This is a genomic window from Streptomyces sp. NPDC048411 (genome assembly GCF_040704695.1).
Taxonomy (GTDB): domain Bacteria; phylum Actinomycetota; class Actinomycetes; order Streptomycetales; family Streptomycetaceae; genus Streptomyces.
Window position 1 is genome coordinate 1 of record NZ_JBEZKL010000031.1, and the last position, 24032, is coordinate 24032.

Sequence of the window (24032 nt, forward strand, 5' to 3'; positions counted from 1 at the left end):
ACATGACCTGCGACACCGCACGCCGATCGCACGCACCGACCACCGCTGCGCCCGCGCTTCGCGCGGACGACGGGGAACTCAGAACAGGCCCTAGCGGGCGCCGCACGTCACTGCGCCGGCGTCGCCCGCCCGAAGCCGCCGTGCAGCAGTGCGCGCAGCATCGCCGCCGCTCCGCTCGCGCGCTCGCCGTGGTGCACCACCGAGATCGTCCGCCGGAACGCGCGCCAGGGCTCTCTGACCAACGCCCTGAACCCCAGAGGGCGGCAGCGGCGGGGCACTCACCGCGCTGGGGCTGGTTCTGGTGACCGGACCCCTGGTGCGCTGAAGCACGTGGTCAATGGGGGCGGAGGAGAGTCGGAGGGATCAGCGAACTCGTCCGTACCAGACGCTCCTCGTCCAGATCTTCTCCAGCCGCACGACGGAACCGGTCTTCGGGGAGTGCCAGATCTTCCCCCTGCCGGCGTAGATGCCCACGTGGTAGACGCTGCGCCCCGAGTGGAAGAAGACCAGATCGCCGCGTTTCCGTTTCGACGCCGAGACGTGGCGGGTCTTGTTGTACTGCTGCTGGGCCGTGCGTGGGAGCTTCTTGCCCACCCTCTTGAACGCGTACAGCGTCAGCCCGGAACAGTCGAAACGGTGGGGGCCCGTGGCCCCGTACCGGTACGGAGATCCCTTCTTCGACGCGGCGATCTTGAGTGCCTTCGTTGACCGCGTCGCGGCCTGGGCGTCGGCCACGGCGCCGGGGACGATCACGGAGCCGCCGACGGCGGCGAGCGTCAGAACCGTGGCCGTACCGGCCCGGGTGATCAGAAACGGGACATGAACCTGCGCAGTCATGCGCAACCCTTCGTCAGCCGCCTGTGAAGGATGACCTGTCGGGTTCGGGCTGGCGAAGTTGCCCGGCCGCGCGATGCGGCTTCACCCCGAGGGCCGACCGGATGCCCGGTCGACCCGTTGCGCTCGGGTCCTCCACTCCTGCCGATCCACTTCTGTCGACCAGTCATCCGGGCGGCGGCAGGACTCGGCGTCCGCCCGGACCGCCTCGCCGTGGTGGCGGGGGCTTGTCGTCCCACGGATCTTGACTCACCGGCTGCCGGATTTCCGGAGCAAAATAGCGATATAGAAGATTTGCCAGCAATGGTCTGTTTGGGTGGATGAGGGTGATTTATGCACTCGTCAGGCTTCCTCGACCGGTCCCGTACCAGCGGTGGAACGGCATATTTCGCTCACCGTCCGCGCCGGCGGCGCAAGTCGGGTCGTCCCTCTCGCGGAGGATTCCTTGCGCCGGACGAGCGAGAAGAATCGATCACCATGCCGGGCGTGTCGCCGACGGAGAGATGATCAACTCATCGTGGCCGGGGGCACGGTGACCCGTCCGGCCCGCCGTTCGCCGTCCAACACGCGCAGTGCCCGCGCCAACGTGGGGGCGTGGATGTGTGCTTCACCCCGCTCGTGCATCAATGTGAGCGCGTCCCGCAGGGCGCGCGCCCGCGAGGCGAGTGCCTGGGCCGCGCGCAGCGCGCCATAGGTGTCGCTGCCGCGGGCGGGGTTGATCCGGCCCAGCTGGTCGAGCACTTCCAGGTAGCAGTCGATGAACTCGGCCTCGGCGCGCGTCAGTGCGGGCAGCGGTGGGAGATGGGGTGGCTGCATCGGTGGTTCACCTCGCGCTGTTCGGCGGGAGCGACGTCTTGCGGTTCTCCAGGACGTGGTCCACCAGTCCGTACGCCTTGGCTCCGGCGGCGTCGAAAATGAGGTCGCGCTCGAAGTCGGCGGCGATCCGCTCAGTGCTGCGGCCGGTGTGTCGGGCCAGCATGCCGGTCAGCAGCTCGCGGACGCGGACCAGTTCCCGCGCCTCGATCTCCAGATCGGACGGCTGGCCCTGCACCGGCTCCGGGAGCTCGGGCTGCTGGACGACGACCCTGGCCCCGGGCAGGGCGTGCCGTCGGCCGGGAGCGCCGGCGGCGAGCAGGACCGCCGCGCTGGAGCCGGCCTGGCCGAGGCAGAACGTCTCCACCTCGCAGGTGAGGTACCCCATCGTGTCGTAGACGGCGGACATGGCGCCGAACGAGCCGCCGGGGGAGTTGATGTAGAGGGAGATCGGCCGGTCGGGTACGGCATGCTCCAGATACATGAACTGCGCGATCAGGTCGTTCGCGGCGGTGTCGTCGACAGGCGTGCCGAGGAAGACGATGCGCTCGGCGAGCAGCTTGGAGTACGGGTCGAGGGTGCGGGTCCCGTCGGTCGTGCGCTCGGTGAACTCGGGCAGCACGTAACGGGCGACAGGGCGGAACATGGCGAGGCCTCTCCTCCGGTGTCTGTGCGCGGTCTGCGCGGGCATCCGTAAAAAATGTACAGGACGTACAGAAGGTTATGATGGGGACTATGGCCTACGAGATTCCGGTGACGCAAGCGCGAGCTGAGCTCGCCGAACTGATCAACCGCGTCGTCTACGGCGGCGAGCGGGTTGTGGTGACGCGGCACGGAAAGCCGCTCGTTGCGCTCGTTTCGGCCACTGACCTGGAGCGACTTGAGAACGACGCGGCCGTTGCGGAGGAGCAGGTGATCAGCTCGGTCTCCTCGATCGGCTCCACGGTGTCCGCTCCGGGCGAACCGCGGCGCTTCGGCATCGCGGCGGAACACCGGGGGCAGCGCGACGCGGGCAATTGACTGGCCCTGCACGCAAAAGCCGTGCACCCAGTCCGCTACGGCGGGGGTACCGCGCCCGAGGTGCTGGAGGACGGCCTGCGCGGGCTGATGTCCATGGATCTGCAAAAGAGCAGTTAACGCGCCGGAAAAACTTGCGTCCTCACCTGCGATACCTCGCCGTGGGACAGTGATTCTTCGTTCAACGATCTGTTGAATGCGGTTAATGTCTCGCTGCGCCCAGAACCGGACTGGGCGGAAGGCTGTGAGGTGGACACGTTGCAACTGACCCCGCATGAGCAGGAACGCCTGCTCATTCATGTGGCTGCTGATGTGGCGGAGAGGCGCCGGGCGCGTGGACTGCGGCTCAACCACCCCGAGGCGGTCGCGCTGATCACTGCGCATCTGCTGGAGGGTGCCCGTGACGGCCGTACGGTCTCGGAACTGATGGTGTCCGGGCGGAAGGTGCTCACCCGCGACGACGTCATGGACGGGATCCCCGAGATGATCCACGACGTCCAGGTCGAGGCCACCTTCCCGGACGGCACCAAGCTCGTCACCGTCCATGACCCGATCGTCTGACGGGGGCGTCGCCGTGATCCCCGGAGAGATCCTGTACGCGGACGGGTCCGTGCCGCTCAACGCGGGCCGAACCGTCACCCGCCTCGCCGTCCTCAACGTCGCGGACCGGCCCGTCCAGGTGGGCTCGCACTACCACTTTGCCGAGGCCAACCCCGGTCTGGAATTCGACCGTTCGGCCGCGCACGGCTTGCGGCTGAACATCGCCGCCGGAACCTCCGTCCGCTTCGAGCCCGGCATCCCCGTCGACATCGAACTCGTGCCCCTCGCCGGACGGCGCGTCGTCCCGGGCCTGCGCGGCGAAACCGGAGGTGCCCTCGATGGCTGAGCTCAACCGTGCCGTGTACGCCGATCTGTTCGGGCCCACCACCGGCGACCGAATCCGGCTCGCCGACACCGATCTGCTCGTTGAGGTCGAGGAGGACCGCTCCGGTGGTCCCGGACTCGCGGGCGACGAGGCGGTGTTCGGCGGCGGCAAGGTGATCCGCGAGTCGATGGGCCAGGCGCGCACCACCCGTGCCGAAGGAGCCCCCGACACTGTCATCACCGGCGCCGTCATCATCGACCACTGGGGCATCGTCAAGGCGGACATCGGCATGCGCGACGGTCGGATCACCGGGATCGGTAAGGCCGGCAACCCGGACACGATGGACGGAGTCCACCCCGACCTCGTCATCGGCCCCGAGACCGAAATCATCGCGGGCAACGGCAAGTTCGTGACGGCCGGCGCCATTGACGCGCATGTCCACTTCATCTCGCCGACCATCGTCGACCAGGCGCTCTCCGCCGGTGTCACCACGCTCGTCGGTGGCGGCACCGGACCGGCCGAGGGCACGAAGGCGACCACGGTCACCCCGGGCGCCTGGCACCTGGGCCGGATGTTCGAGTCGCTGGAGACCTACCCCGTCAACATCGGGCTGCTCGGTAAGGGCAACACGATGTCCGGCGACGCCATGCGGGCCCAACTGCGGGGAGGTGCACTCGGATTCAAGATTCATGAGGACTGGGGGGCCACCCCGGCCGTCATCGACGCCTGCCTGAAGGTGTGCGAGGAGAGCGGCGCGCAGCTCGCCATCCACACGGACACCCTCAATGAGGCCGGATTCGTCGCCGACACCCTCGCCGCGATCGCCGGGCGCTCCATCCACGCGTACCACACCGAAGGCGCCGGCGGCGGGCATGCCCCGGACATCATCACCGTGGTCTCCGAGCCGTACGTTCTGCCGAGCTCCACCAATCCGACCCGGCCGCACACCGCCAACACCATCGAGGAACACCTCGACATGCTGATGGTCTGCCACCATCTCAACCCCGCCGTGCCGGAGGACCTGGCGTTCGCCGAATCGCGGATCCGGCCGTCCACCATCGCGGCCGAGGACATCCTCCACGACCTCGGGGCGATCTCGATCATTTCCTCCGACGCCCAGGCGATGGGCCGCGTGGGCGAGACCGTCCTGCGCACCTGGCAGACCGCCCATGTGATGAAGAAGCGCCGTGGCCCTCTGCCCGGCGACGGCCGGGCCGACAACCACCGGGTCCGTCGCTATGTCGCCAAATACACCATCAATCCGGCCGTCGCCCAGGGCCTCGACCAGGAGATCGGCTCCGTCGAAACCGGCAAACTCGCCGACCTGGTGCTGTGGGAGCCGGCGTTCTTCGGCGTCAAACCGCAGACCGTCATCAAGGGCGGACAGATCGCCTACGCACAGATGGGTGACGCCAACGCTTCCATCCCCACCCCGCAGCCGGTCATGCCCAGGCCCATGTTCGGCGCACTCGGCCGGGCGCCCGCCGCGAACTCGTTCAACTTCGTGGCGAGCGGGGCCATCGAGGACGGACTGCCCGAACGCCTCGGACTCGGCAAGAGGTTCGTACCGATCACCAGTACCCGGGGCGTGACCAAGGCGGACATGCGGGAGAACGACGCCCTGCCGCGCGTCCACGTCGACCCGGACAGCTTCGCCGTGACCATCGACGGCGAACCGGTCGAACCCGCACCCGCCACCGAACTCCCCATGGCCCAACGCTACTTCCTTTTCTGAGACAGGGCATGTGATGAGCCGTGCAGCTCTGCTCGTCCTGGCCGACGGCCGGTTCCCCGCCGGTGGCCATGCCCACTCGGGTGGCGCCGAACCGGCCGTCGAGGCAGGACGCATCCGAAACGCCGAGGACCTGGCCGCCTTCTGCCGGGGCCGCCTGCACACCACTGGACTCACCACCGCGGCACTCGCCGCGGCGGCCGCCCACGGTCTCGACCCGCTCACTCTCGACGAGGCCGCCGACGCCCGCACCCCGTCGCCCGCCCTGCGGGCCGTCGCGCGCAAGCTCGGCCGCCAGCTGATGCGGGCCGCCCGCGCCACCTGGTCCAGCCCCGAACTCGCCGCGCTCGCCCGGGCCCGCCCGCGCGGCGCCCACCAGCCCGTCGTACTCGGCCTCACCGCACGTGCAGCGGGGCTCGGGCCCGAGGACGCGGCGCACTGCGTGGCGTACGAGACGGTCAGCGGACCGGCCACCGCAGTGGTCCGGCTGCTCTCCCTGAACCCGTTCGAGGCCACTGCTGTCCTTGCCCGCCTGGCACCCGAACTCGACCGGGTCGCCGAACAGGCTGCCGCCGCCGCACGGAGGGGTATCGACGCGCTGCCCGCCGCATCGGCGCCGCTGCTCGACATCACCGCGGAGGCCCACGCCGCGTGGCCGGTCCGCTTGTTCGCCTCGTAGAACCACACACACCACACCCCACCAGGAGCCGCACCCCATGCATCTCGATTACTCCCACGACGGCCCGGCCGCGGTGAGCGGCGACGGCGCAGGTCCGGACGGCACCCGCCGTGCCCTGCGCATCGGGCTCGGCGGGCCGGTCGGCTCCGGCAAGACGGCGACGGTCGCCGCGCTCTGCCGCGTGCTGCGTGACCAGCTGTCCATCGCCGTCGTCACCAACGACATCTACACCCGCGAGGATGCCGAGTTCCTGCTCCGCAACGCCGTACTCCCGCCCGAGCGCATTCAGGCCGTCGAGACCGGCGCCTGCCCGCACACCGCCATCCGTGACGACATCTCCGCCAACCTCGAAGCCGTCGAGGACCTGGAGGACAGCGTCGGACCTCTCGATCTGATCCTCGTCGAGTCCGGCGGCGACAATCTCACCGCCACCTTCTCCAGGGGCCTCGTCGACGCCCAGATCTTCGTCATCGACGTGGCGGGCGGCGACGACATTCCGCGCAAGGGCGGCCCCGGCGTCACCACCTCGGACCTCCTCGTGATCAACAAGACCGACCTCGCCCCGTACGTTGGCTCCGACCTGGACCGGATGGCCCACGATGCCGCACAGCAGCGCGGCGCACTTCCCGTGGCCTTCACCTCTCTCACCTCCGGCGAAGGGGTCGGACCCGTGGCGGCCTGGGTGCGTGCACAGCTCGCCGCCTGGACCGCATGAGCGTCCAGGCGGCCGCCCGGATCACCGCCGTCCTCGACGGCCGCGGTGCCACGGCCCTTCCCGTGCTGGAGAGCGACGGGCCGCTCGCCCTGCGCCGGACCAGAGCCGCCACCGCCCCGTACGCCCGCGTCACCGTCGTCGGCGCGATGAGCGCACCGCTGGGCGGCGACCGGCTCTCCATCGCTGCGCGCGTCGAGGAGGGCGCCCGGCTCACGGTGGACTCCGCCGCGGCCACCGTCGCGCTGCCAGGACCCGGGCCGATACCGCAACCCGCCTCGTACGACATCACGTTGACCGTGGGGGAGCGAGCAGTGCTCAACTGGCTGCCGGAACAGCTCATCTCCGCGTCCGACAGCAAGCTGCACATGACCACCCGGGTCGAACTCGCCGCCACGGCACGGCTGGTGCTGCGTGAGGAGCAGGTCCTCGGCCGGCACGGCGAGTCCACCGGCACGCTCGGCGCCCGCCTCACCGTCCACCGCGCCGGTCGTCCGCTGCTCGACCAGGAGGTGGCGTACGGTCCCGGGGCGCCCGGCGGCTGGGACGGCGGTGCTGTACTCGGCGGCCATCGGGCGGTCGGTCAACTCCTGCTCGTGGACCCGGCATTCGAGGATGAATGCCCCGAGACGCGACTGCTGGGGCCGACCGCCGTACTCACCCGTCTCGCCGGCCCCGGGGTGCTGGTGACCGCCGTGGCTCCCGATGCTCGACTGCTGCGTACCGTCCTGGACGACGCCCTGGACGAGCTGCTGGACGCCGGACGCAGGTGAGCACCGCTCAGCGGGACATCGGTCTCCGGTTATCGATTCGGTAAAGAAGTGCGTGTGCAGCCTGTTCCTAGGAACCCCATAGACGACAGGATCCGCGGGAAGACCCGATGTGAATTGCGCCGCTACCTGCGGCGCTTCAGACAATGGGGGAGGTTCCACTTGAGACGCACAGCAGTGCTCGGCTCGGCCGGCACTCTGATCGCGGGCGCGCTCATAGCCGGCGCGATAGTCGCACCGACTGCCACAGCCGACAGCCGCGACCACAGCGGTTCGGAGGCGCGCGGCGTCCAGATCGCCGCCGCACGGGCAGCCCAGGCCGGCGTCGACTGGAAGGACTGTCCGGCCGACTGGGCCCTGACCACACCTATTCAGTGTGGCTGGGTGACCGTGCCGCTCGACTACGCCAAGCCCGACGGCAAGCAGATCAAGCTCGCGGTCGACCGGCACGTCAGCACCGGCACGAAGGAGGAGCGGCAGGGGGCGCTGCTCTACAACCCGGGCGGTCCCGGTGGTTCCGGGCTGCGTTTCCCCACCCGGATCACCAGTAAGAACCCGGTGTGGGCGAAGACCGCGCAGGCGTACGACTTCGTCGGCTTCGACCCCCGCGGTGTCGGCCACTCGGCGCCGATCTCCTGCGTCGACCCGCAGGAGTTCGTGAAGGCTCCGAAGGCCGACCCGGTACCCGACAGCGAGGCCGACAAGCGCGCCCAGCGCAAGCTCGCCGCCGAGTACGCGGACGGCTGCGCCGAGCGCAGCGGCGACATGCTGCCGCACATGACCACGCCGAACACCGCACGCGACCTGGATGTCATCCGCGCCGCGCTCGGTGAGGAGAAGCTCAACTTCCTGGGCGTCTCCTACGGCACCTACCTCGGAGCGGTCTACGGCACGCTGTTCCCGGATCACGTCCGGCGCATGGTCGTCGACAGCGTGGTCAATCCGGCGAAGGACAACATCTGGTACGAGGCCAACCTCAACCAGGACATCGCCTTCCAGAAGCGCTGGGACGACTGGAAGGCATGGGTCGCCCAGAACGACGCGGCCTTCCACATCGGCACCACGCCTGCCCAGGTCGAGCAGGAGTGGCTGAAGCTGCGCGCCTCGGCCAAGAAGAGCCCGATCGGTGGCGTCGTCGGACCCGCCGAGCTCATCGGTTTCTTCCAGAGCGCGCCGTACTACGACTCCACTTGGGTGCGCATCGCCCGGACCTGGAGCAACTACCGGGCCGGCGACACCCAGGCGCTGGTCGACGCCGCGGGCCCCGACATGTCGGACCTCGCGGGGAACGCCTCCTCCGAGAACGGCAACGCCGTGTACACGGCCGTCGAGTGCGCGGACGCCAAGTGGCCCACCAACTGGCAGCAGTGGGACCGCGACAACACCCGGCTGCACAAGGACTACCCGTTCATGACCTGGGCGAACGCCTGGATGAACCTGCCCTGTGCGACCTGGTCGGCCAAGCAGCAGACCCCGCTGGAGGTCAAGACCGGCAAGGACCTGCCGCCGGTGCTGATCGTGCAGTCCACGCGTGACGCCGCCACCCCGTACGAGGGCGCCGTCGAGCTGCACAAGCGGTTCAAGGGTTCGCGTCTGATCACCGAGAAGGACGCCGGTTCGCACGGCGTCACGGGCCTGGTCAACCCCTGCATCAACGAGCGGGTGAACACCTACCTGCTCACCGGGCAGACCGACGGGCAGGACGTGACGTGCACCCCGCACGCCACGCCCAAGCCGTAGGCGACTGAGTGACGGGGACGGGCGGCCGGACAGGAATTTCCGGCCGCCCGTCCTTCCGTACGAGGACTGTTCACAGCCCCCGGTCGTACCGCTCCAGCCAGGCGTCCTCCGCCGAGTAGTCGAAGAGGACCTCGCCGTACGCCCGCAGCATCGCCGGGAAGGCGTCCCGCCAGTCCCGTCCGTCCAGCCGCGCGGCGAGCCACTCCACGGTCTCCGGCAGCGACTCCGCATAGCCGGTCACCGGCCGGTAACCGATCTCCTTCTCGGCGGCCGTCATGTCGTACACGATGGGATGGGCACTGCTCCACGGCGTCTCGCCCACGTGCCCCGCGGGAGGCGGTCCGTCCACCAGCGCCGTCTCCGCCTCCAGGCCGAGCACGCCGTCGATCGCCGACGCGATCTCCGCGACCGTGGGCGCCTGCGGATCGCCCGCGTTGAGCACCCGCGATCCGGGCCGCAGGGCGGCAAGCCTGATCAGCTCGGCGATGTTGGACACATGGACCGGATGGAACCGGCTCGCGCCACCGTGCGCGAGCACCCGGCGCCTGCGGCCGTCCAGGAGCCGTTTCACGAAGTACAGTTCGCGCGGGGAGCGGCAGTACGGGCCATGGATCGCACCGGCCCGCAGCAGCGTCACCGGCAAGGCGTCACCCGCCGCCAGCAGATCCCGCTCCAGCCGGATCTTCCGGGTCCCGTACGTGGCATCGCCAGGTGCCACCGTGGCCTGTGTCTCCGGGATCGGCAGCGGGTACTGCGGAGCGCCGTCGGGCTCGCCCTGCGTGTCGAAACTGCGGCCGCGGTCGTCCTGGTACACCGCGCCGCTGGAGATGACGACGGCCGAACCGATCCGGTCGGTGAGCCCGGTCAGCTGCCGGGCGTGCTGCTCGCCGTACGCCACCATGTCGACCAGCACGTCGCACCCGTCGCCCAGCGCCGCGGCGAGTGCCCCCTCCTCGTCGCGGTCGAGGGCGACCACCCGTACCTCATCGGCCCATCGCTCGTCCCGGCCGCCCGCGCGCGAGGCCGCCGTCACCTTCCAGCCGTCCTCGGCGAGCGCCCGCACGGCCACCCGCCCGATCTGTCCCGTCGCTCCGAGAACCCATGCGTGTCCCTTGCCCATGAGGTGCACGCTAGGGGTGGCCGGCCCGTCGGACCATGGGAGTTCGCCCCTCGCGGATTCGCCGTCAGCGTCGCCGTTTCGGGAACTTCTTCGCCTGCTCGGCCTGTTCGGCCTTCACCTTGGCCGCGTACTCGTCGACGTACTCCTGACCGGAGAGCCCGAGGATCGCGTACATGATCTCGTCGGTGACCGCTCTGATCGCCGCCTTCTGATCCTCCATGCCCGCGTAGCGGGAGAAGTCCAGCGGCTCACCGAAGCGGATGGTGACCTGCTTGATGCGTGGCACGACCCTGCCGGGAGGCTGGATCTCGAACGTACCGACCATCGCGCACGGCACGACGGGCACCCGCGCCCTGAGCGCCATGACCGCGACACCGACCTTGCCCTTGTAGAGCCGGCCGTCGTGCGAACGGGTGCCCTCCGGGTAGATCCCGAGCAGCTCGCCCTTGCTCAGCACCCCGAGCCCTTCACGGATCGCGGCCTGCCCCGCGTCCTTCCCGGACCGGTCCACCGGAATCTGCCCGGCGCTGTGGAAGAACGCGGCAGTCAGCCTCCCCTTGAGACCCGGGCCGGTGAAGTACTCCGCCTTGGCGAGGAAGGTGATGCGCCGTTTGATGATCGCAGGCATCAGGAAATGGTCGGAGAACGACAGATGGTTGCCGGCGACGATGGCCGCACCGTCCTCCGGGATGTGCTCCAGTCCCTCGATCCTGGGCCGGAACAGCAAGCGCAGCAGTGGCCCCAGAATGACGTATTTGAGCACGTAGTAGAACACCGGATTGGCTCCTCGCTCCGCCCGACCCGTCCCGGGGCCGTGCTCTGCCGAACCTTGGCCGACGGGCGGGCCCGCGCCCGGCCGGGCCCGCCCGTCGTACCGGACATAGTGCCCCGCTCAGGTGTCGCGCGTGGCGACCATTCCCAGAGTGATCAGCCCGAGCACCACCCAGCCGAACCAGAGCCAGCCGTTGCTCCCCAGCGCCACCGTGTAGGCGGTGACCGCCACCAGGGCTCCGACGGTGAGCATCCCCATCGTCTTCGTGGATCCGGACATGCGCGCACCCTCCTCCTCGGCCGCGCGGCCGTGGACCCCATCGTCACCCGGAAGGCGTCTCCACCGCTACTGTCCGCGCGCCTGCAACGAGGCGAGGTAGGCGTTGTACGCCTTCAGCTCCTGGTCCCCGTCGCGGTCGGCGGCGCGGTCCGCACGCTTCGCGGTCCGCTGCTCGGATCCGTACCACTGGAAGACCAGCGCGATCAGCACCAGCACCGAAGGGATCTCGCTGAACGCCCAGGCGATGCCGCCCGCCCAGTTCTGGTCGCTGAGCGCGTCGATGCCGAGCGAGGCCGGCGGATGCTTGTACGTGTCCACCATCGGAGAGGTCGCCATCATCAGCGCGATACCGAAGAACGCGTGGAACGGCATCCCCGCGAACAGCTCCAGCATCCGCATCACGTAGCCGGGCCGGTGCGGTCCCGGGTCGACGCCCATGATCGGCCAGAAGAAGGCCAGTCCGACGGCGAGGAAGTGCACCATCATCGCGAGGTGACCGGTCTTCGAGCCCATGAGGAAGTCGAAGAGCGGGGTGAAGTACAGCGCGTACAGGCTGGCGATGAACATCGGGATGGTGAAGACCGGATGCGTGATGACCTTCATGTACCGGCTGTGCAGCAGCATGAGCAGCAGCTCGCGCGGGCCGGTGCGGCCACGGCCCGCGACCGGCAGTGAGCGCAGCGCCAGAGTCACCGGGGCACCCAGCAGCAGCAGGATCGGGGACAGCATGCTGATCACCATGTGCTGCACCATGTGCACGCTGAACATGACCATGCCGTAGTCGTTGAGCTTCGTGCACATCACCAGGGCGATGCTCAGCACGCCGACCGTGAAGAAGATGATCCGGTTGACCGGCCAGCCGTCGCCGCGTCTGCGCAGTCGCAGTACCGCGTAGCCGTACAGGCCGAGCGCGAGGACGCAGCCGATCAGGAATACGGGGTCCGCGGAGAACTGGAGCCCACGTCCCAGCGTGAACGGCGGCAGATCCATGGTCATGCCGTGCCCGCTGTGATCCATCTGTTCACTCCCGCTGGGGACGTCCCCGTTTCGTGCCGGTTGTCCCGACCAGAGTAGAACTGCCCCCGGCCGCAGTTGCGGCCGGGGGCAGTTCTCAGGTGCTGGTGTTGCTCAGAGCACGCACTCGGCCTCGGCGTACCGCTCGGCCGGGACCGTCTTCAGGCTCTCCACGGCCCGGGCCAGCGGCACCATGGTGATGTCCGTGCCGCGCAGCGCCGTCATCATGCCGAACTCGCCACGGTGCGCCGCCTCGACCGCGTGCCAGCCGAAGCGGGTCGCCAGGACCCGGTCGTACGCGGTCGGGGTGCCGCCACGCTGGACATGGCCGAGTATCACCGGGCGGGCCTCCTTGCCCAGGCGCTGCTCCAGCTCGACGGAGAGCCGCGTGGCGATCCCGGTGAACCGCTCGTGGCCGTAGATGTCCTTGGTGCCCTGCTCGAACTCCATGGAGCCCTCGCGCGGCTTGGCGCCCTCGGCGACGACGACGATCGCGAACTTCTTGCCCGCCGAGAAACGCTTGCCGACCAGCTCGGTCAGCTCGTCCATGTCGAAGGGGCGCTCCGGCACGACGATCGCGTGCGCACCGGCCGCCATGCCCGAGTGGAGTGCGATCCAGCCGGTGTGGCGGCCCATGACCTCGACGATCAGCACCCGCTGGTGCGACTCGGCGGTGGTCTTCAGCCGGTCGAGAGCGTCGGTGGCCACGCCGACCGCGGTGTCGAAGCCGAAGGTCACATCGGTCGACGCGATGTCGTTGTCGATGGTCTTCGGCACGCCGACGATCGGCAGCCCCGCCTCGGAGAGCAGATGGGCCGCCTTCAGCGTGCCCTCGCCGCCGATCGGGATGATCGCGTCGAGACCGAGATCGGCGACATGGCCCTTGGCCTGCTCGACGCCGCCCCGCAGATGCGCGGGCTGGACCCGGGACGAGCCCAGGATCGTACCGCCGCGGGCGAGAATGCCGCCGACCGCGTCGAGGTCGAGCTTGCGGTAGTCGCACTCAAGGAGGCCCTTCCACCCGTCGTGGAAGCCGATGACCTCGTCGCCGTGGTCGACCACCGCGCGGTGCACGACGGAACGGATGACGGCATTGAGGCCGGGGCAGTCGCCGCCGGAGGTGAGCACACCAATACGCATTGCCCGGGAAACCTTTGCAACGTGGGCCGACGACCGGACCACGTCGTCCGGTTGGATCCCGCCACCCTACCGGCGCAGGGTGGCGGGATCGAACCAGACGTCCGCCTTTTGGACTCCGCTCAGTTGAGCGAAATACGCGTCATGCGGGTCACGCGGGCTGGGTCGCCGACGCGATGCGCTCGGCGCGCAGCGCCTCGTACCAGCGGTCGTCCGTCGGCGGCAGGGCGTTGACGTCGAGGGCCAGCTTCAGGAGCAGGTCCGCGATCATCGGGTTACGGGCCATCACGGGCCCGTGCATGTACGTACCGAAGACCGTGTCGTTGTACGCCCCCTCGGTGCCGTCACCCGTGCCGTTGCCCCGGCCGAACTGCACCCGGGCGAACGGCCGCGCCGTCGGGCCGAGATGGGTGACACCCTGGTGGTTCTCGAAACCGGTCAGCTGCGGCAGGCCCAGCTGCGGATCGATGTCGGCCAGTACGTCACCGACGCAGCGGGCACCCTCGCCACGCGTGGAGACCACATCGAGCAGGCCGAGACCGGGCTCGCGCTCACCGAGGTCGTTGATGAACTCGTGGCCGAGGATCTGGTAGCCGGCGCAGACCGAGAAGATGATCGCGCCGTTGGACGCGGCCCGGCTGAGACCGCCGTCACGGCGCAGCCGCTCCGCGGCGAGGCGCTGGGGCCGGTCCTCACCGCCGCCGATCAGATAGATGTCGCCGGACGTCGGGATCGGCTGGTCGCTGCGCACGTCGACGCGCTGCACGTCGAGACCACGCTGCCGGGCCCGGCGCTCCACCACCAGCGCGTTGCCCTGGTCGCCGTAGGTGCTCAGCAGGTCGGGGTAGACCCAGACCAGACGCAGACCGTTGTTGCTCATGCTTCGTCCTCTCCGGAGGTGGCCGGGTCCGGGGTCAGTTGCCGACACGACGGCGCAGATCCTGGAAGGCGGTGTAGTTGGCGATGACCTCGATACGGCCGGGCGGGGCCTGCTGCACGGCCTCGTCGAGGTTCTCGCAGACCCGGAAGTCGAGACCGGCCACTTCGAGGCGGACCGCGAGGTCCAGCTTGCGGTCGCCGAGCACGAAGATCGGGTGGCCCGCGAGCTGGGTGTAGTCGACATCCCACAGCCAGGAGGTGTCCGTGCCGTCCGCGCCCCGGGCGTTGACGGACAGGATCACCGGCGTGGGCGGCGGGTCGATCAGGGAGAACGTTTCGAGCCAGCCCGCCGGGTTCTTCGCCAGCAGGAGCCGGAGCTCACGGCCGAGGAAGGAGACCACGTCGTAGCGGCCGGCGACGGCCTGCACCTGATACATGCGCTCCAGGGCGACCTGCGGCGGCACACCGAAAACGGCCGCGACGGCGGCCGAGCTGGTGGCGTTCGCCTTGTTCGCGCGGCCGGGGAGCTGCAGGTGGATCGGCCACGCCGAGCCGTGCGGGTCCAGGACGTAGTCGCCGTGCAGCACCCAGCTCGGGGCGGGGCGGCGGAAACCGCACTCGCCGCAGAACCAGTCGTCGCCGGGGCGCTGCATCACACCGCCGCACGACGGGCAGGACCAGGCGTCGTCCTTCCATGCCTGCCCGGCCGCGACCCACACCACATTGGGGGAGGAGGACGCCGCCCAGACGATCAGCGGGTCGTCGGCGTTGGCGACGATCACGGCCTTCGAGCCGGACAGCCCCTCACGCCACTTCTCGGCCAGCATCCGGGTCTCCGCGGCGCGGTCCAGCTGGTCGCGCGAGAGGTTGAGCAGCGCGATCACCTTGGGTGTGGTGTCCCGCGCGACGCCTGCGAGGTACTTCTCGTCGACCTCGATCACGCCGTACTTCGCGTCCGAGCCACCGGCCAGGGCCGAGGTGATACCCGCGGGCATGTTGGCGCCGAGCGCGTTCGACACGACCGGCCCGGCGGCCCGCAGTGCCTCCGCGATCAGCCGGGTCGTCGTGGTCTTGCCGTTCGTCGCCGACACGAGGATCACGTCCAGGTGCTGCGCCAGCCGCCCCAGCAGGTCGGGGTCGAGCTTGAGCGCCACCCGGCCGCCGATCACCGATCCGCTGCCGCGCCCCGCAGCGCGCGACACCGCCGCTGCGGCCTTGCCCGCCGTCACCGCCAGCTTGGCCCGCGGCGACAACGGCTCCGTGTTGCCTGCCATCGTCCTAGATCCTCCTTGCATCGGTCCGCGCCCAGCCTATCGATGTCCGGCGCGGCGACCGCACCGCGGCACCACCAGGAAGGCGGAGGTCACGTGGAACGTACGATGGCGGCCATGCGAAACCGCCCGATCCCCGGCAGTTCCGGACTCGTCCGCGCCATGACTCTGCTCGGTGACCCGGTGCTTCACGGCGCCTGCGAGGACGTCACCGACTTCGGTCCGTCGCTCGCCCGGCTCGTCGAGGACATGTTCGCCACGATGTACGCGGCGCAGGGGGTCGGTCTCGCCGCCAATCAGATCGGCATACCGCTGCGGGTGTTCGTCTACGACTGTCCCGACGACGACGACGTCCGTCATCTCGGTCATCTCGTCAATCCGAAGCTGGTCGAGGCGGACGGCATCACGGTACGCGGACCGGAGGGCTGTCTCTCGCTTCCCGGCCTGGAAGCCGGGACCCCACGCTTCGACCATGCGGTGGTGGAGGGCGTGACCGTCGACGGGGAGCCGGCGCGGGTCGACGGCACGGGCTGGTTCGCGCGCTGTCTCCAGCACGAGTGCGACCACCTCGAAGGCACCGTCTACACGGACCGGCTGACCGGGCTGCGCCGGGCGAGGGCACTGCGCGCGGCCCGCCGGGCGCCCTGGGGACGTACCGACTGACCACGCTCTCCCGCCGTCAGAAGCCGGGCCCGCCCGGCAGGTCGCCCGCGGCGGCCAGCCTGCCCCACAGCAGATCGGCCAGGCTGCGCACCAACTGAGCGCGTGAGCAGGGGCGTTCGCCCAGCCACCAGTCGCCCGCCGCATGCATCATGCCGACGATGCCATGGCCCCAGATGCGGGCCATCTCCTCGCTGTCCGGGCCGAGGTCCACCCGCTCGGCGATGACCAGGGCGAGCTCTTCGCCGAGCCGGCGCAGCAGCGGGGCGGAGTGGCGCCCGACGTCGAAGCCCTGCTCGGGGGAGGGGGCGGGGTCGTCGGACGGGTGCATCAGGAAGCGGTAGACCTGCGGACGGGCCTCGATTGCCGCGAGATAGGTGTCGAGCGTCGCCTCCACCCTCTGGCGGCGCTCGGCGGGGGCGTCGAGTGCCGCCCGCAGTGCGCTCAGCAGCGCGTCGGTGTGGCGCTTGGCGAGCGCGCGGTAGAGGCCGCCCTTGTCGCCGAAGTGCCGGTACAGGATGGGCTTGGTGATCCCGGCCTCCGCCGCGATGGCGTTCATCGAGGCCTTGGGCCCGTCCCTGAGCACCACGCGGTCGGCGGCCTCCAGCAGCTCCCGGCGGCGCTGCTCGGCCGCCGTCCGCTGTTTTTCGGCCTGTCCTGTGGTCTCCATGTCGCCTCTCCCCACCCTGGCCGTGCAACTGGCCATGCAAGTCCGTTACGCCTGCGCAACGTAACACCCTGACCATCGGTGGCGCTGATCGGAGTCCGACCGATTGACAGATACTACTTGCCGGTAACAGACTTCTGTTACCGGAGGTAATGGTGATTTTTTACGGTAGTGCATGGGGGGAACATGGCCGAGTTCACGCTCGATCTCAACGACGACCAGAAGCAGGTCCGTGACTGGCTTCACGGCTTCGCCGCGGATGTGATCCGTCCGGCTGCTTCGGAGTGGGACGAGCGTGAGGAAACGCCCTGGCCCGTCATTCAGGAGGCGGCCAAGGTCGGCATCTACTCCCTCGACTTCTACGCCCAGCAGTTCTTCGACCCGACGGGGCTCGGCATCCCGATGGCCATGGAGGAACTGTTCTGGGGCGACGCGGGCATCGCCCTGTCGATCGTGGGTACGGGCCTGGCGGCCGTCGGCGTCCTCGCCAACGGCACCGAGGAGCAGATCGGCACCTGGATCCCGCAGATGTACGGCGATGCGAACGATGTGAAGGTCGCCGCCTTCTGCTCGTCGGAGCCGGACGCCGGCTCCGACGTCGCCTCGATGCGGACCCGCGCGGTGTACGACCAGGCCAAGGACGAGTGGGTGCTGAACGGCACCAAGACCTGGGCGACCAACGGCGGCATCGCCAATGTCCACGTCGTCGTCGCCGTGGTCGACCCGGAGCTCGGCTCCAAGGGCCACGCCTCCTTCATCGTGCCGCCGGACACCCCCGGGCTCTCGCAGGGCCAGAAGTTCAAGAAGCACGGCATCCGGGCCTCGCACACGGCGGAGGTCGTTCTGGAGGACGTCCGTGTCCCGGGCCACTGCCTGCTCGGCGGCAAGGAGAAGCTGGACCAGCGCCTGGCGCGGGCCCGCGAACGCGCCCAGTCCGGCGGCGAGCGCGTGAAGAACGCGGCGATGGCCACGTTCGAGGCGTCCCGCCCGGCGGTCGGCGCGATGGCGGTCGGCACCGCGCGCGCCGCGTACGAGGTGGCGCTGGACTACGCGAGGACCCGGACCCAGTTCGGCCGTCCGATCATCGACAACCAGGGCGTCGCGTTCCAGCTCGCGGACATGCGGACACAGATCGACGCGGCCAGGCTGCTCGTCTGGCGGGCGTCCTGGATGGCGACCACCGGGAAGCCGTTCGAGTCGGCCGAGGGCTCCATGTCCAAGCTGTACGCGAGCGAAACGGCGAAGAAGGTCACCGCGCAGGCGATCCAGATCCTCGGCGGCAACGGCTTCACCCGTGAATACCCGGTGGAGCGGATGCACCGGGACGCTGCCATCTACACGATCTTCGAGGGTACGAGCGAGATTCAGCGGCTGGTGATTGCACGCACGCTGTCGGGCATGCCGATCCGCTAGCGCGGTGCCGCGGGGTGGGGGCGCCGCGCTCGATCGCGGTGCCTCCGGTCCCGCCTCTGTCGTCAATCGCCGGACGGGCCGGACATTCGGCGGGCGGGGTGGCTGCTCGGCCGGGCGGGCCGGCTGCGGTGTTCGGCTCGCCCGGCGGTGTGCATCCGTCAGGCGGGCAGCAGGGCCTCGATGGTCGCCACGAGCTCAGGCGCCTCCGGTTCCGTGCGGGGGCGGATACGGGCCACCGGCTCGCCGGACGGGGAGATGAGGAACTTCTCGAAGTTCCACTGCACGTCACCCGCCTCGCCGTCCTTGTCCGCGAGCCGCGTCAGCTCCGCATACAGCGGGTGCCGCCCGTCACCGTTGACGTCGACCTTCTGCAGGAGCGGGAAGCTGACTCCGTACGTCGTCGAGCAGAACGTCTGGATCTCCTCCGCGCTGCCCGGCTCCTGGCCCGCGAACTGGTTGCACGGAACACCGAGCACGGTGAAGCCCCGGTCCCCGTACTCTTTCTGCAGCCGTTCCAGGCCCGCGTACTGCGGGGTGAGCCCGCACTTGGAGGCGACGTTCACCAGCAGGACCGCCTGGCCGCGGTAGGCGCCGAGGGTGGTCGGCTCGCCGGTGAGCGTGTGGAGCGGAATGTCGTACAGCGTCATGAGGGTCTCCTTATTAAGTCGCTTCCGACGCCATTCTTACGCCCGCAGGTTCATCGGCACGAAGCCGACCGCCCGGCCGTCCGGATCCAGCAGCGGGTCCCGGCCGCCCGCCGGGTGTTCCACGGTCACCGCCCGGGAGCTGGGTGCAGTCGGCTGGAGTGCCGAGGGAGAGCCGCCGTGTCACGCTGGGACGGGGGATCACGCCCGGTGCGGCCCGCTCGGCCGGACCGACGGCACAGCCACCCGAGGAGGCCGACATGGCCAGTGACACCATCGGACCCGCAGCGGGCCGCGCCAAGCCGAGCCCCACGCACGCGCCGACATCCGATATCACCGTCCTGGCAGCAGCCCTGATGATCTTCGGAGGAACGATGGCGATCCTTGAGGGGGTCGCGGCCATCGCCAAGGACGACCTGTTCCTCGCGACGCGCCACTACGTGTTCGAGTTCAGCCTGTCGGGCTGGGGCTGGGTTCACCTCGTTCTCGGCATCGTCATCGTCCTCGCCGGCTGCGCCGTGCTGACTGGAGCCCTGTGGGCGCGCTACTTCGGTGTCTTCGTCGCAGGCCTCGGCGCGATCGCCAACTTCCTGTGGGTGCCGTACTACCCCCTCTGGGCCCTGACGCTGGTCGCCGTCAACATCTTCATCGTCTGGGCGCTGTGCACGGGCATGCACCGAGAGGCGGGCGAGGGTCAGACGGCCTGACCCGGGCGTGCCCGGCCGGCCGGCACCTTCTCCGGGCCGGCGACGTTTACGGCAGTCGGCCCTGTTGGACATGAGGAAACCGGATACGCCGCCTAAGGTGCGAATCATGCCGGAGAGCGCAACGTCCATCGAAGGTGCGGCGGGGAGCTGGGCGGCCCCGGCGCCCGACCCCCGCCGCTGGCAGGCACTTGGAGTGTGCCTGGTGGCGGGCTTCATGACGCTGTTGGACGTGTCCATCGTCAACGTCGCCCTGCCGTCCATCCGGAACGGCCTGCGGAGCCCGGAATCCGATCTGCAATGGATTCTCTCCGGTTACTCCCTCGCCTTCGGACTCCTTCTCATCCCCGCCGGACGGCTCGGCGACGCCCGGGGGCGCCGTGTGGTGTTCCTGGCGGGACTGGCCGTGTTCACGCTGGCGTCGGCAGCCTGTGGAGTCGCCCCGACCAGTTTCTGGCTGGTGGTCGCCCGAGTGATTCAGGGCCTCGGTGGAGCTTTGATCTCGCCGCAGATCTCCGCGTTGATCCAGCAGATGTTCTCCGGCCGGGAACGGGGCCGCGCCTTCGGCATGTTCAGCACGGTGGTCGCTGTCTCGACCGCCGTCGGCCCCCTGCTGGGCGGGCTGCTGATCCAGGCGGCCGGACCCGCCGAGGGCTGGCGCTGGGTGTTCTACGTCAACCTGCCGCTCGGCGTCGTCTGCTTCCTGCTCGCCCGGCGCCTCCTGCCGGACACCCCGTCGGCCGGCCCCGTACGGCCGCGCGACCTGGACCCCGTCGGCGTCCTCCTTCTCGGCGCGGGCGTGCTGGCCCTGCTGCTGCCCCTCGTCCAGGAACAGCAGTGGCCCGGCAACGAGAAGTGGCTGCTGCTGGCCGTGGCCGCGGCTCTGCTCGCCGCCTTCGTCGGCTGGGAGTCCCGGTGCGGCAGACGCGGCACCGCGCCGGTCCTCGACCTGTCGCTGTTCCGGCTGCACTCCTACTGGCTGGGCTGCCTGTTGAGCCTGCTGTACTTCGCCGGATTCACCTCGATCTTCTTCATCAGCACGCTCTATCTGCAGGCCGGCCTGCACTGCACCGCCCTCCAGGCCGGACTGGCCATCACACCGTTCGCTCTGGGGGCGGCGGCTGCCGCGGGACCAGGTGGCCGGATGGTCCACCGTTACGGCCGACCGCTGGTCGTTGTGGGGCTGTCCATGGTGGTCGTCGGACTCGGGGCCACCGTGTTCGCCGTGCACGCCGTCCCGGGCCGCGGTGTCGCCTTGGCGATGGCGGCCCCGTTGCTCCTGGCGGGTGTGGGCAGCGGCCTTGTCATCGCTCCGAACCTGACCCTGACTCTGTCCCAGGTGCCGGTGGTCGGCGGCGGGAGCGCCGGCGGCACGCTCCAGACCGGGCAGCGCGTCGGCTCCGCGATCGGGATCGCCGCAGTCGGCTCGGTCTTCTTCGCCCAGTTGGCCTCCGCGGGCTGGACCACCGCGTTCGACCTCGGGCTCGTCGTCTCCATCGCCTTCGTCATGGGGGCCCTTGTGGTGGCACTGGCCGATGTGGTGGCCTCCCGGCGGGGCAGAGGACATACGACGAACGACGTGTCCGGCCCCGGCCCGTCCCACCGGAAGGGAGACCACCATGAGCAACCCGACCGGCAGTGAGGCGCATGGCAACGCAGCGTACGGACGCACGACCTTCAAACGGTCCAGGAGCCACTTCACCGACAGGATCACGGCCGACGGGAGGGACGGCTGGCCGGTCGAGGCGGGCCGCTACCGGCTGGTCGTCAGCCGCGCCTGCCCCTGGGCGAGCCGGGCACTCGTCTCCCGGCGGCTCCTGGGCCTGGAAGACGCCCTGTCGCTCGCTGTCGCCGACCCGATCCAGGACGACCGCAGCTGGCGCTTCACCCTGGACGAGGGCGGCCGGGACCCGGTGCTCGGCATCGCGTACCTGAGCGAGGCGTACGACGCGCGCGAACGCGGCTACCCCGATGGGGTCAGCGTGCCCGCGATCGTGGACGTACCCAGCGGGAAGCTCGTCACCAACGACTTCCAGCAGATCACCTTGGACTTCGCGACCGAGTGGACCGCGCTGCACCGGTCCGGGGCCCCCGATCTCTACCCCGAACGGCTGCGGGACGAGATCGACGAGGTCATGGACGGTATCTACCGGGATGTCAACAACGGCGTCTACCGGGCCGGATTCGCCTGTGGACAGGACGAGTACGAGGCCGCGTACCGCGCGTTGTTCCGCCGGCTCGACCTGGTCTCCGAGCGCCTCGCGGACCGGCGCTATCTGGTCGGGGACACTCTCACGGAGGCGGACATCCGGCTGTTCACCACGCTCGTCCGCTTCGACGCCGTCTACCACGGGCACTTCAAGTGCAACCGCTCGAAACTGACCGAGTACCCGGTGCTGTGGGCCTACGCCAGGGACCTGTTCCAGACCCCCGGTTTCGGCGAGACGGTCGACTTCGACCACATCAAGCAGCACTACTACCGGGTCCACACGGGGATCAACCCCACCGGCATCGTGCCCCTGGGACCCGACCTCTCCGGTTGGGGGACACCGCACCACCGCGAGCAGCTCGGCGGCCGTCCGTTCGGCGACGGCACCCCGCCGGAGCCAGACCCGTCATGCCGCACTGGCCTGTGAAGGACACCTTGGCCGACAGGGTCATGGGTTTCTCGTCGTCGGAGTATCTGGTGCGCGCGGGGATGCGACCGGGCCGTTCGACTCGGACGCGGGTAGCCGCCCCGCGCGGACCGCGTCGACCAGAACCTGATGGTCCCGCTCGTTCAGGTCGGCGTACGTCTCCGCGAACCGCGCGATCGCACGGTCGAACGAGTCGCCGCGTCCCAGATACGCGGCGATGGCGATCCGGTCGCCGGACCTCGCGTGGGCGCGGGCCAAGGTGCTGCCGCACACCTCACCGAACGTCCGCATCCCGGCCGGCACCATCGACTCCGGCTCGATGGCGCCCTTCCAGTCGCGCAGCTGCCGCACGTAGAAATCGCGGCGCCGCCCGTCGATCCCTTCCGCGCGTTCCCAGCCGAGGAAGATGTCGCTCGCCGCCTGCATCAGCCGCTGCCCGGCGACCACCCGCTCGCCCTGGTTCCGGTACGTGCTGGGGCCGGTGTGCGGGGCGAGCACCGATGTCCCGGCCTCCTTGGCCTGGAGGAAGAGCGGATCGCGGTCGTCCCTGCCGAGCAGCAGGATGATCCAGCACCGCGTGCCGATGCTGCCGACCCCGACCACCTTGCGGGCCACGTCCACGAGCCGGAAGTCCCGGAGCAGGAACCGCCGGTCCGACGGGAGACTCAGCGCGTAGCTTCCGATCAGCTCGCGGAACCACTCCATCGTCGCATCGCGCTCCTCACCGGGCAGCAGATCGGCGAGCGGCACGAGCAGGGGCGGATCCGCGGCGATCCGGAGCCGCCCACCGACCTCCTCGGTCAGCTTGCCGAAGGCCTGCAGACTGTCCCGGCTACGGGCCTTGGCCATGGCGCGGTCCAGGTTCCTGCGGCCACGTTTCGCCAACTGCTGTGACGCCACGGTCCGGAGGCGCTCCACATCAGTCTTCGTGTACCACACATCCAGGTTGCGCATGCCCGCGAACCGGATCATCGACGCGCGGTACGACCGCACCGCTGCCGACACGACGTCGGCGCTCTCCCGCTCCGTGAATCCGTTCGCCCGCCCCGCGACGACAAGGCTTACCGCCAGCCGTTTGACGTCCCACTCCCAGGGGCCCGGCAGCGTCTCGTCGAAGTCGTTGATGTCGAAGAGCAGATGCCGTTCCGGGGAGGCGAGCAGCCCGAAGTTCAACAGGTGTGCGTCTCCGCACAGTTGGGCCATGATCCCGGAATCGGGGGTGGTGGCAAGATCGGCTGCCATGATCGCGGCCGCGCCTCGGTAGAAGCGGAACGGCGACTCGGCCATCCGGCTGTGGCGGATCGGGACGAGCTCCGGAACCCTGGTCGCGGACTGGGCCTCGAGGATGCCCATCGGGTCGGGCCGGTCGGCCGGCGGTGCGAACGAGGCGTGGCTCGAACGGGGGGTGCGTAGGCGGGCGGCCTTTCCGGCGGCCGCCCGCTCCTCGGGTGTCAGGTGCGGCGCGGCGCGTTGGGACGTGGCGTCCTGGGGCATCGAAGACTCTCCTGACTGCCGCAGGCGCCCCACCGCCCGGACGTGTGCTGCCCCTCTCCGATTATCACGGGCAGCCCCGGCCTCCGGCATCATCTGGTGGTCCAACGGGCCGGGGGGACGGCGCCACTGCGGGCGGAGGACCGCATGTGCCGAACAGCGGGGGTTGGTACCTGCTTGCCG

27 protein-coding genes and 1 riboswitch are annotated in these 24032 nt (G+C 69.8%); of the genes, 13 read left to right on the forward strand and 14 right to left on the reverse strand.

Features of this window, described 5'->3' with window-relative positions:
- Positions 1 to 107: 107 nt before the first annotated feature.
- The 4 genes from AB0915_RS13990 to AB0915_RS14005 form a co-directional block, all read right to left on the reverse strand.
- Complete coding sequence (locus tag AB0915_RS13990; protein ID WP_366691315.1) at positions 108 to 242, reverse strand: hypothetical protein; 135 nt, start codon at positions 240 to 242, stop codon at positions 108 to 110.
- Positions 243 to 363: 121 nt separating this feature from the next.
- Positions 364 to 837: a C40 family peptidase gene (locus AB0915_RS13995; RefSeq protein ID WP_366691316.1), complete on the reverse strand. Its 474-nt coding sequence runs from the start codon at positions 835 to 837 to the stop codon at positions 364 to 366.
- A 3-nt stretch (positions 838 to 840) separates the two neighbouring features.
- A riboswitch (cyclic di-AMP (ydaO/yuaA leader) is annotated at positions 841 to 1005 on the reverse strand.
- Positions 1006 to 1341: 336 nt separating this feature from the next.
- Positions 1342 to 1650 (reverse strand): hypothetical protein, encoded by a 309-nt coding sequence (locus tag AB0915_RS14000; protein ID WP_366691317.1) that lies wholly within the window; start codon positions 1648 to 1650, stop codon positions 1342 to 1344.
- Positions 1651 to 1657: 7 nt separating this feature from the next.
- Positions 1658 to 2293, reverse strand: a complete 636-nt coding sequence (locus AB0915_RS14005) for an ATP-dependent Clp protease proteolytic subunit (RefSeq protein WP_366691318.1) — start codon at positions 2291 to 2293, stop codon at positions 1658 to 1660.
- 89 nt (positions 2294 to 2382) lie between these two features.
- Here AB0915_RS14005 and AB0915_RS14010 point away from each other — a divergent pair, with 89 nt between their 5' ends.
- From AB0915_RS14010 to AB0915_RS14045, 8 genes are all read left to right on the forward strand, one after another.
- Positions 2383 to 2667 carry a type II toxin-antitoxin system Phd/YefM family antitoxin gene (locus tag AB0915_RS14010; protein WP_366691319.1) on the forward strand — a complete coding sequence of 95 codons (285 nt, stop codon included), beginning with the start codon at positions 2383 to 2385 and terminating at the stop codon, positions 2665 to 2667.
- A 255-nt stretch (positions 2668 to 2922) separates the two neighbouring features.
- Positions 2923 to 3225 (forward strand): urease subunit gamma, encoded by a 303-nt coding sequence (locus tag AB0915_RS14015; protein ID WP_366691365.1) that lies wholly within the window; start codon positions 2923 to 2925, stop codon positions 3223 to 3225.
- A 13-nt stretch (positions 3226 to 3238) separates the two neighbouring features.
- Positions 3239 to 3550 (forward strand): urease subunit beta, encoded by a 312-nt coding sequence (locus tag AB0915_RS14020; protein WP_366691366.1) that lies wholly within the window; start codon positions 3239 to 3241, stop codon positions 3548 to 3550.
- Complete coding sequence (locus AB0915_RS14025) at positions 3543 to 5264, forward strand: urease subunit alpha (protein WP_366691320.1); 1722 nt, start codon at positions 3543 to 3545, stop codon at positions 5262 to 5264. Before AB0915_RS14020 ends, AB0915_RS14025 begins: the two co-directional genes overlap by 8 nt.
- A gap of 13 nt (positions 5265 to 5277) precedes the next feature.
- On the forward strand, positions 5278 to 5940 hold the full coding sequence (locus tag AB0915_RS14030; RefSeq protein WP_366691321.1) for an urease accessory UreF family protein: 663 nt from the start codon (positions 5278 to 5280) through the stop codon (positions 5938 to 5940).
- A 37-nt stretch (positions 5941 to 5977) separates the two neighbouring features.
- Complete coding sequence (ureG, locus tag AB0915_RS14035; protein ID WP_366691322.1) at positions 5978 to 6655, forward strand: urease accessory protein UreG; 678 nt, start codon at positions 5978 to 5980, stop codon at positions 6653 to 6655.
- Positions 6652 to 7425: an urease accessory protein UreD gene (locus tag AB0915_RS14040; protein ID WP_366691323.1), complete on the forward strand. Its 774-nt coding sequence runs from the start codon at positions 6652 to 6654 to the stop codon at positions 7423 to 7425. Before ureG ends, AB0915_RS14040 begins: the two co-directional genes overlap by 4 nt.
- 159 nt (positions 7426 to 7584) lie before the next feature.
- Positions 7585 to 9162, forward strand: coding sequence for an alpha/beta hydrolase (locus tag AB0915_RS14045; protein ID WP_366691324.1), 1578 nt, complete (start codon positions 7585 to 7587; stop codon positions 9160 to 9162).
- Between the two features lie 70 nt (positions 9163 to 9232).
- On the opposite strand, the gene AB0915_RS14050 is transcribed toward AB0915_RS14045, so the two are convergent.
- From AB0915_RS14050 to AB0915_RS14080, 7 genes are all read right to left on the reverse strand, one after another.
- The gene (locus AB0915_RS14050; RefSeq protein ID WP_366691325.1) at positions 9233 to 10282 is read right to left on the reverse strand and encodes an NAD-dependent epimerase/dehydratase family protein; all 1050 of its coding nucleotides are present in this window, start codon (positions 10280 to 10282) and stop codon (positions 9233 to 9235) included.
- A 64-nt stretch (positions 10283 to 10346) separates the two neighbouring features.
- Positions 10347 to 11057: a lysophospholipid acyltransferase family protein gene (locus AB0915_RS14055; RefSeq protein WP_366691326.1), complete on the reverse strand. Its 711-nt coding sequence runs from the start codon at positions 11055 to 11057 to the stop codon at positions 10347 to 10349.
- Between the two features lie 117 nt (positions 11058 to 11174).
- On the reverse strand, positions 11175 to 11333 hold the full coding sequence (locus AB0915_RS14060) for a hypothetical protein (RefSeq protein ID WP_266988512.1): 159 nt from the start codon (positions 11331 to 11333) through the stop codon (positions 11175 to 11177).
- Between the two features lie 66 nt (positions 11334 to 11399).
- Positions 11400 to 12350: a cytochrome c oxidase assembly protein gene (locus AB0915_RS14065; protein ID WP_366691327.1), complete on the reverse strand. Its 951-nt coding sequence runs from the start codon at positions 12348 to 12350 to the stop codon at positions 11400 to 11402.
- Between the two features lie 111 nt (positions 12351 to 12461).
- A complete protein-coding gene (locus tag AB0915_RS14070; protein WP_366691328.1) occupies positions 12462 to 13487 on the reverse strand; it encodes a 6-phosphofructokinase in 1026 nt (341 codons plus the stop codon).
- Between the two features lie 148 nt (positions 13488 to 13635).
- On the reverse strand, positions 13636 to 14364 hold the full coding sequence (locus tag AB0915_RS14075; protein WP_359111411.1) for a glutamine amidotransferase: 729 nt from the start codon (positions 14362 to 14364) through the stop codon (positions 13636 to 13638).
- A gap of 34 nt (positions 14365 to 14398) precedes the next feature.
- Positions 14399 to 15637 carry a MurT ligase domain-containing protein gene (locus AB0915_RS14080; protein WP_093893409.1) on the reverse strand — a complete coding sequence of 413 codons (1239 nt, stop codon included), beginning with the start codon at positions 15635 to 15637 and terminating at the stop codon, positions 14399 to 14401.
- A 114-nt stretch (positions 15638 to 15751) separates the two neighbouring features.
- Here AB0915_RS14080 and def point away from each other — a divergent pair, with 114 nt between their 5' ends.
- Positions 15752 to 16297, forward strand: coding sequence for a peptide deformylase (gene def, locus AB0915_RS14085; protein WP_366691329.1), 546 nt, complete (start codon positions 15752 to 15754; stop codon positions 16295 to 16297).
- Between the two features lie 16 nt (positions 16298 to 16313).
- On the opposite strand, the gene AB0915_RS14090 is transcribed toward def, so the two are convergent.
- Positions 16314 to 16964 carry a TetR family transcriptional regulator gene (locus AB0915_RS14090; protein WP_358856110.1) on the reverse strand — a complete coding sequence of 217 codons (651 nt, stop codon included), beginning with the start codon at positions 16962 to 16964 and terminating at the stop codon, positions 16314 to 16316.
- Between the two features lie 183 nt (positions 16965 to 17147).
- Here AB0915_RS14090 and AB0915_RS14095 point away from each other — a divergent pair, with 183 nt between their 5' ends.
- Positions 17148 to 18374 (forward strand): acyl-CoA dehydrogenase family protein, encoded by a 1227-nt coding sequence (locus AB0915_RS14095; RefSeq protein ID WP_366691330.1) that lies wholly within the window; start codon positions 17148 to 17150, stop codon positions 18372 to 18374.
- 158 nt (positions 18375 to 18532) lie between these two features.
- Here the strand turns inward: AB0915_RS14095 and AB0915_RS14100 are convergent, their stop codons facing one another.
- Positions 18533 to 19021: a glutathione peroxidase gene (locus tag AB0915_RS14100; protein ID WP_366691331.1), complete on the reverse strand. Its 489-nt coding sequence runs from the start codon at positions 19019 to 19021 to the stop codon at positions 18533 to 18535.
- Positions 19022 to 19374: 353 nt separating this feature from the next.
- On the opposite strand from AB0915_RS14100, the gene AB0915_RS14105 reads away from it, so the two are divergent.
- From AB0915_RS14105 to AB0915_RS14115, 3 genes are all read left to right on the forward strand, one after another.
- Positions 19375 to 19725, forward strand: coding sequence for a hypothetical protein (locus AB0915_RS14105; protein WP_358856272.1), 351 nt, complete (start codon positions 19375 to 19377; stop codon positions 19723 to 19725).
- A 106-nt stretch (positions 19726 to 19831) separates the two neighbouring features.
- On the forward strand, positions 19832 to 21364 hold the full coding sequence (locus tag AB0915_RS14110) for an MFS transporter (protein WP_366691332.1): 1533 nt from the start codon (positions 19832 to 19834) through the stop codon (positions 21362 to 21364).
- Complete coding sequence (locus AB0915_RS14115; protein ID WP_366691333.1) at positions 21342 to 22358, forward strand: glutathione S-transferase C-terminal domain-containing protein; 1017 nt, start codon at positions 21342 to 21344, stop codon at positions 22356 to 22358. The genes AB0915_RS14110 and AB0915_RS14115 overlap by 23 nt, the downstream gene beginning before the upstream one ends.
- Before the next feature lie 21 nt (positions 22359 to 22379).
- Here AB0915_RS14115 and AB0915_RS14120 read toward each other — a convergent pair whose 3' ends face one another.
- The gene (locus tag AB0915_RS14120) at positions 22380 to 23852 is read right to left on the reverse strand and encodes a DUF2252 domain-containing protein (RefSeq protein WP_366691334.1); all 1473 of its coding nucleotides are present in this window, start codon (positions 23850 to 23852) and stop codon (positions 22380 to 22382) included.
- Positions 23853 to 24032 lie beyond the last annotated feature (180 nt).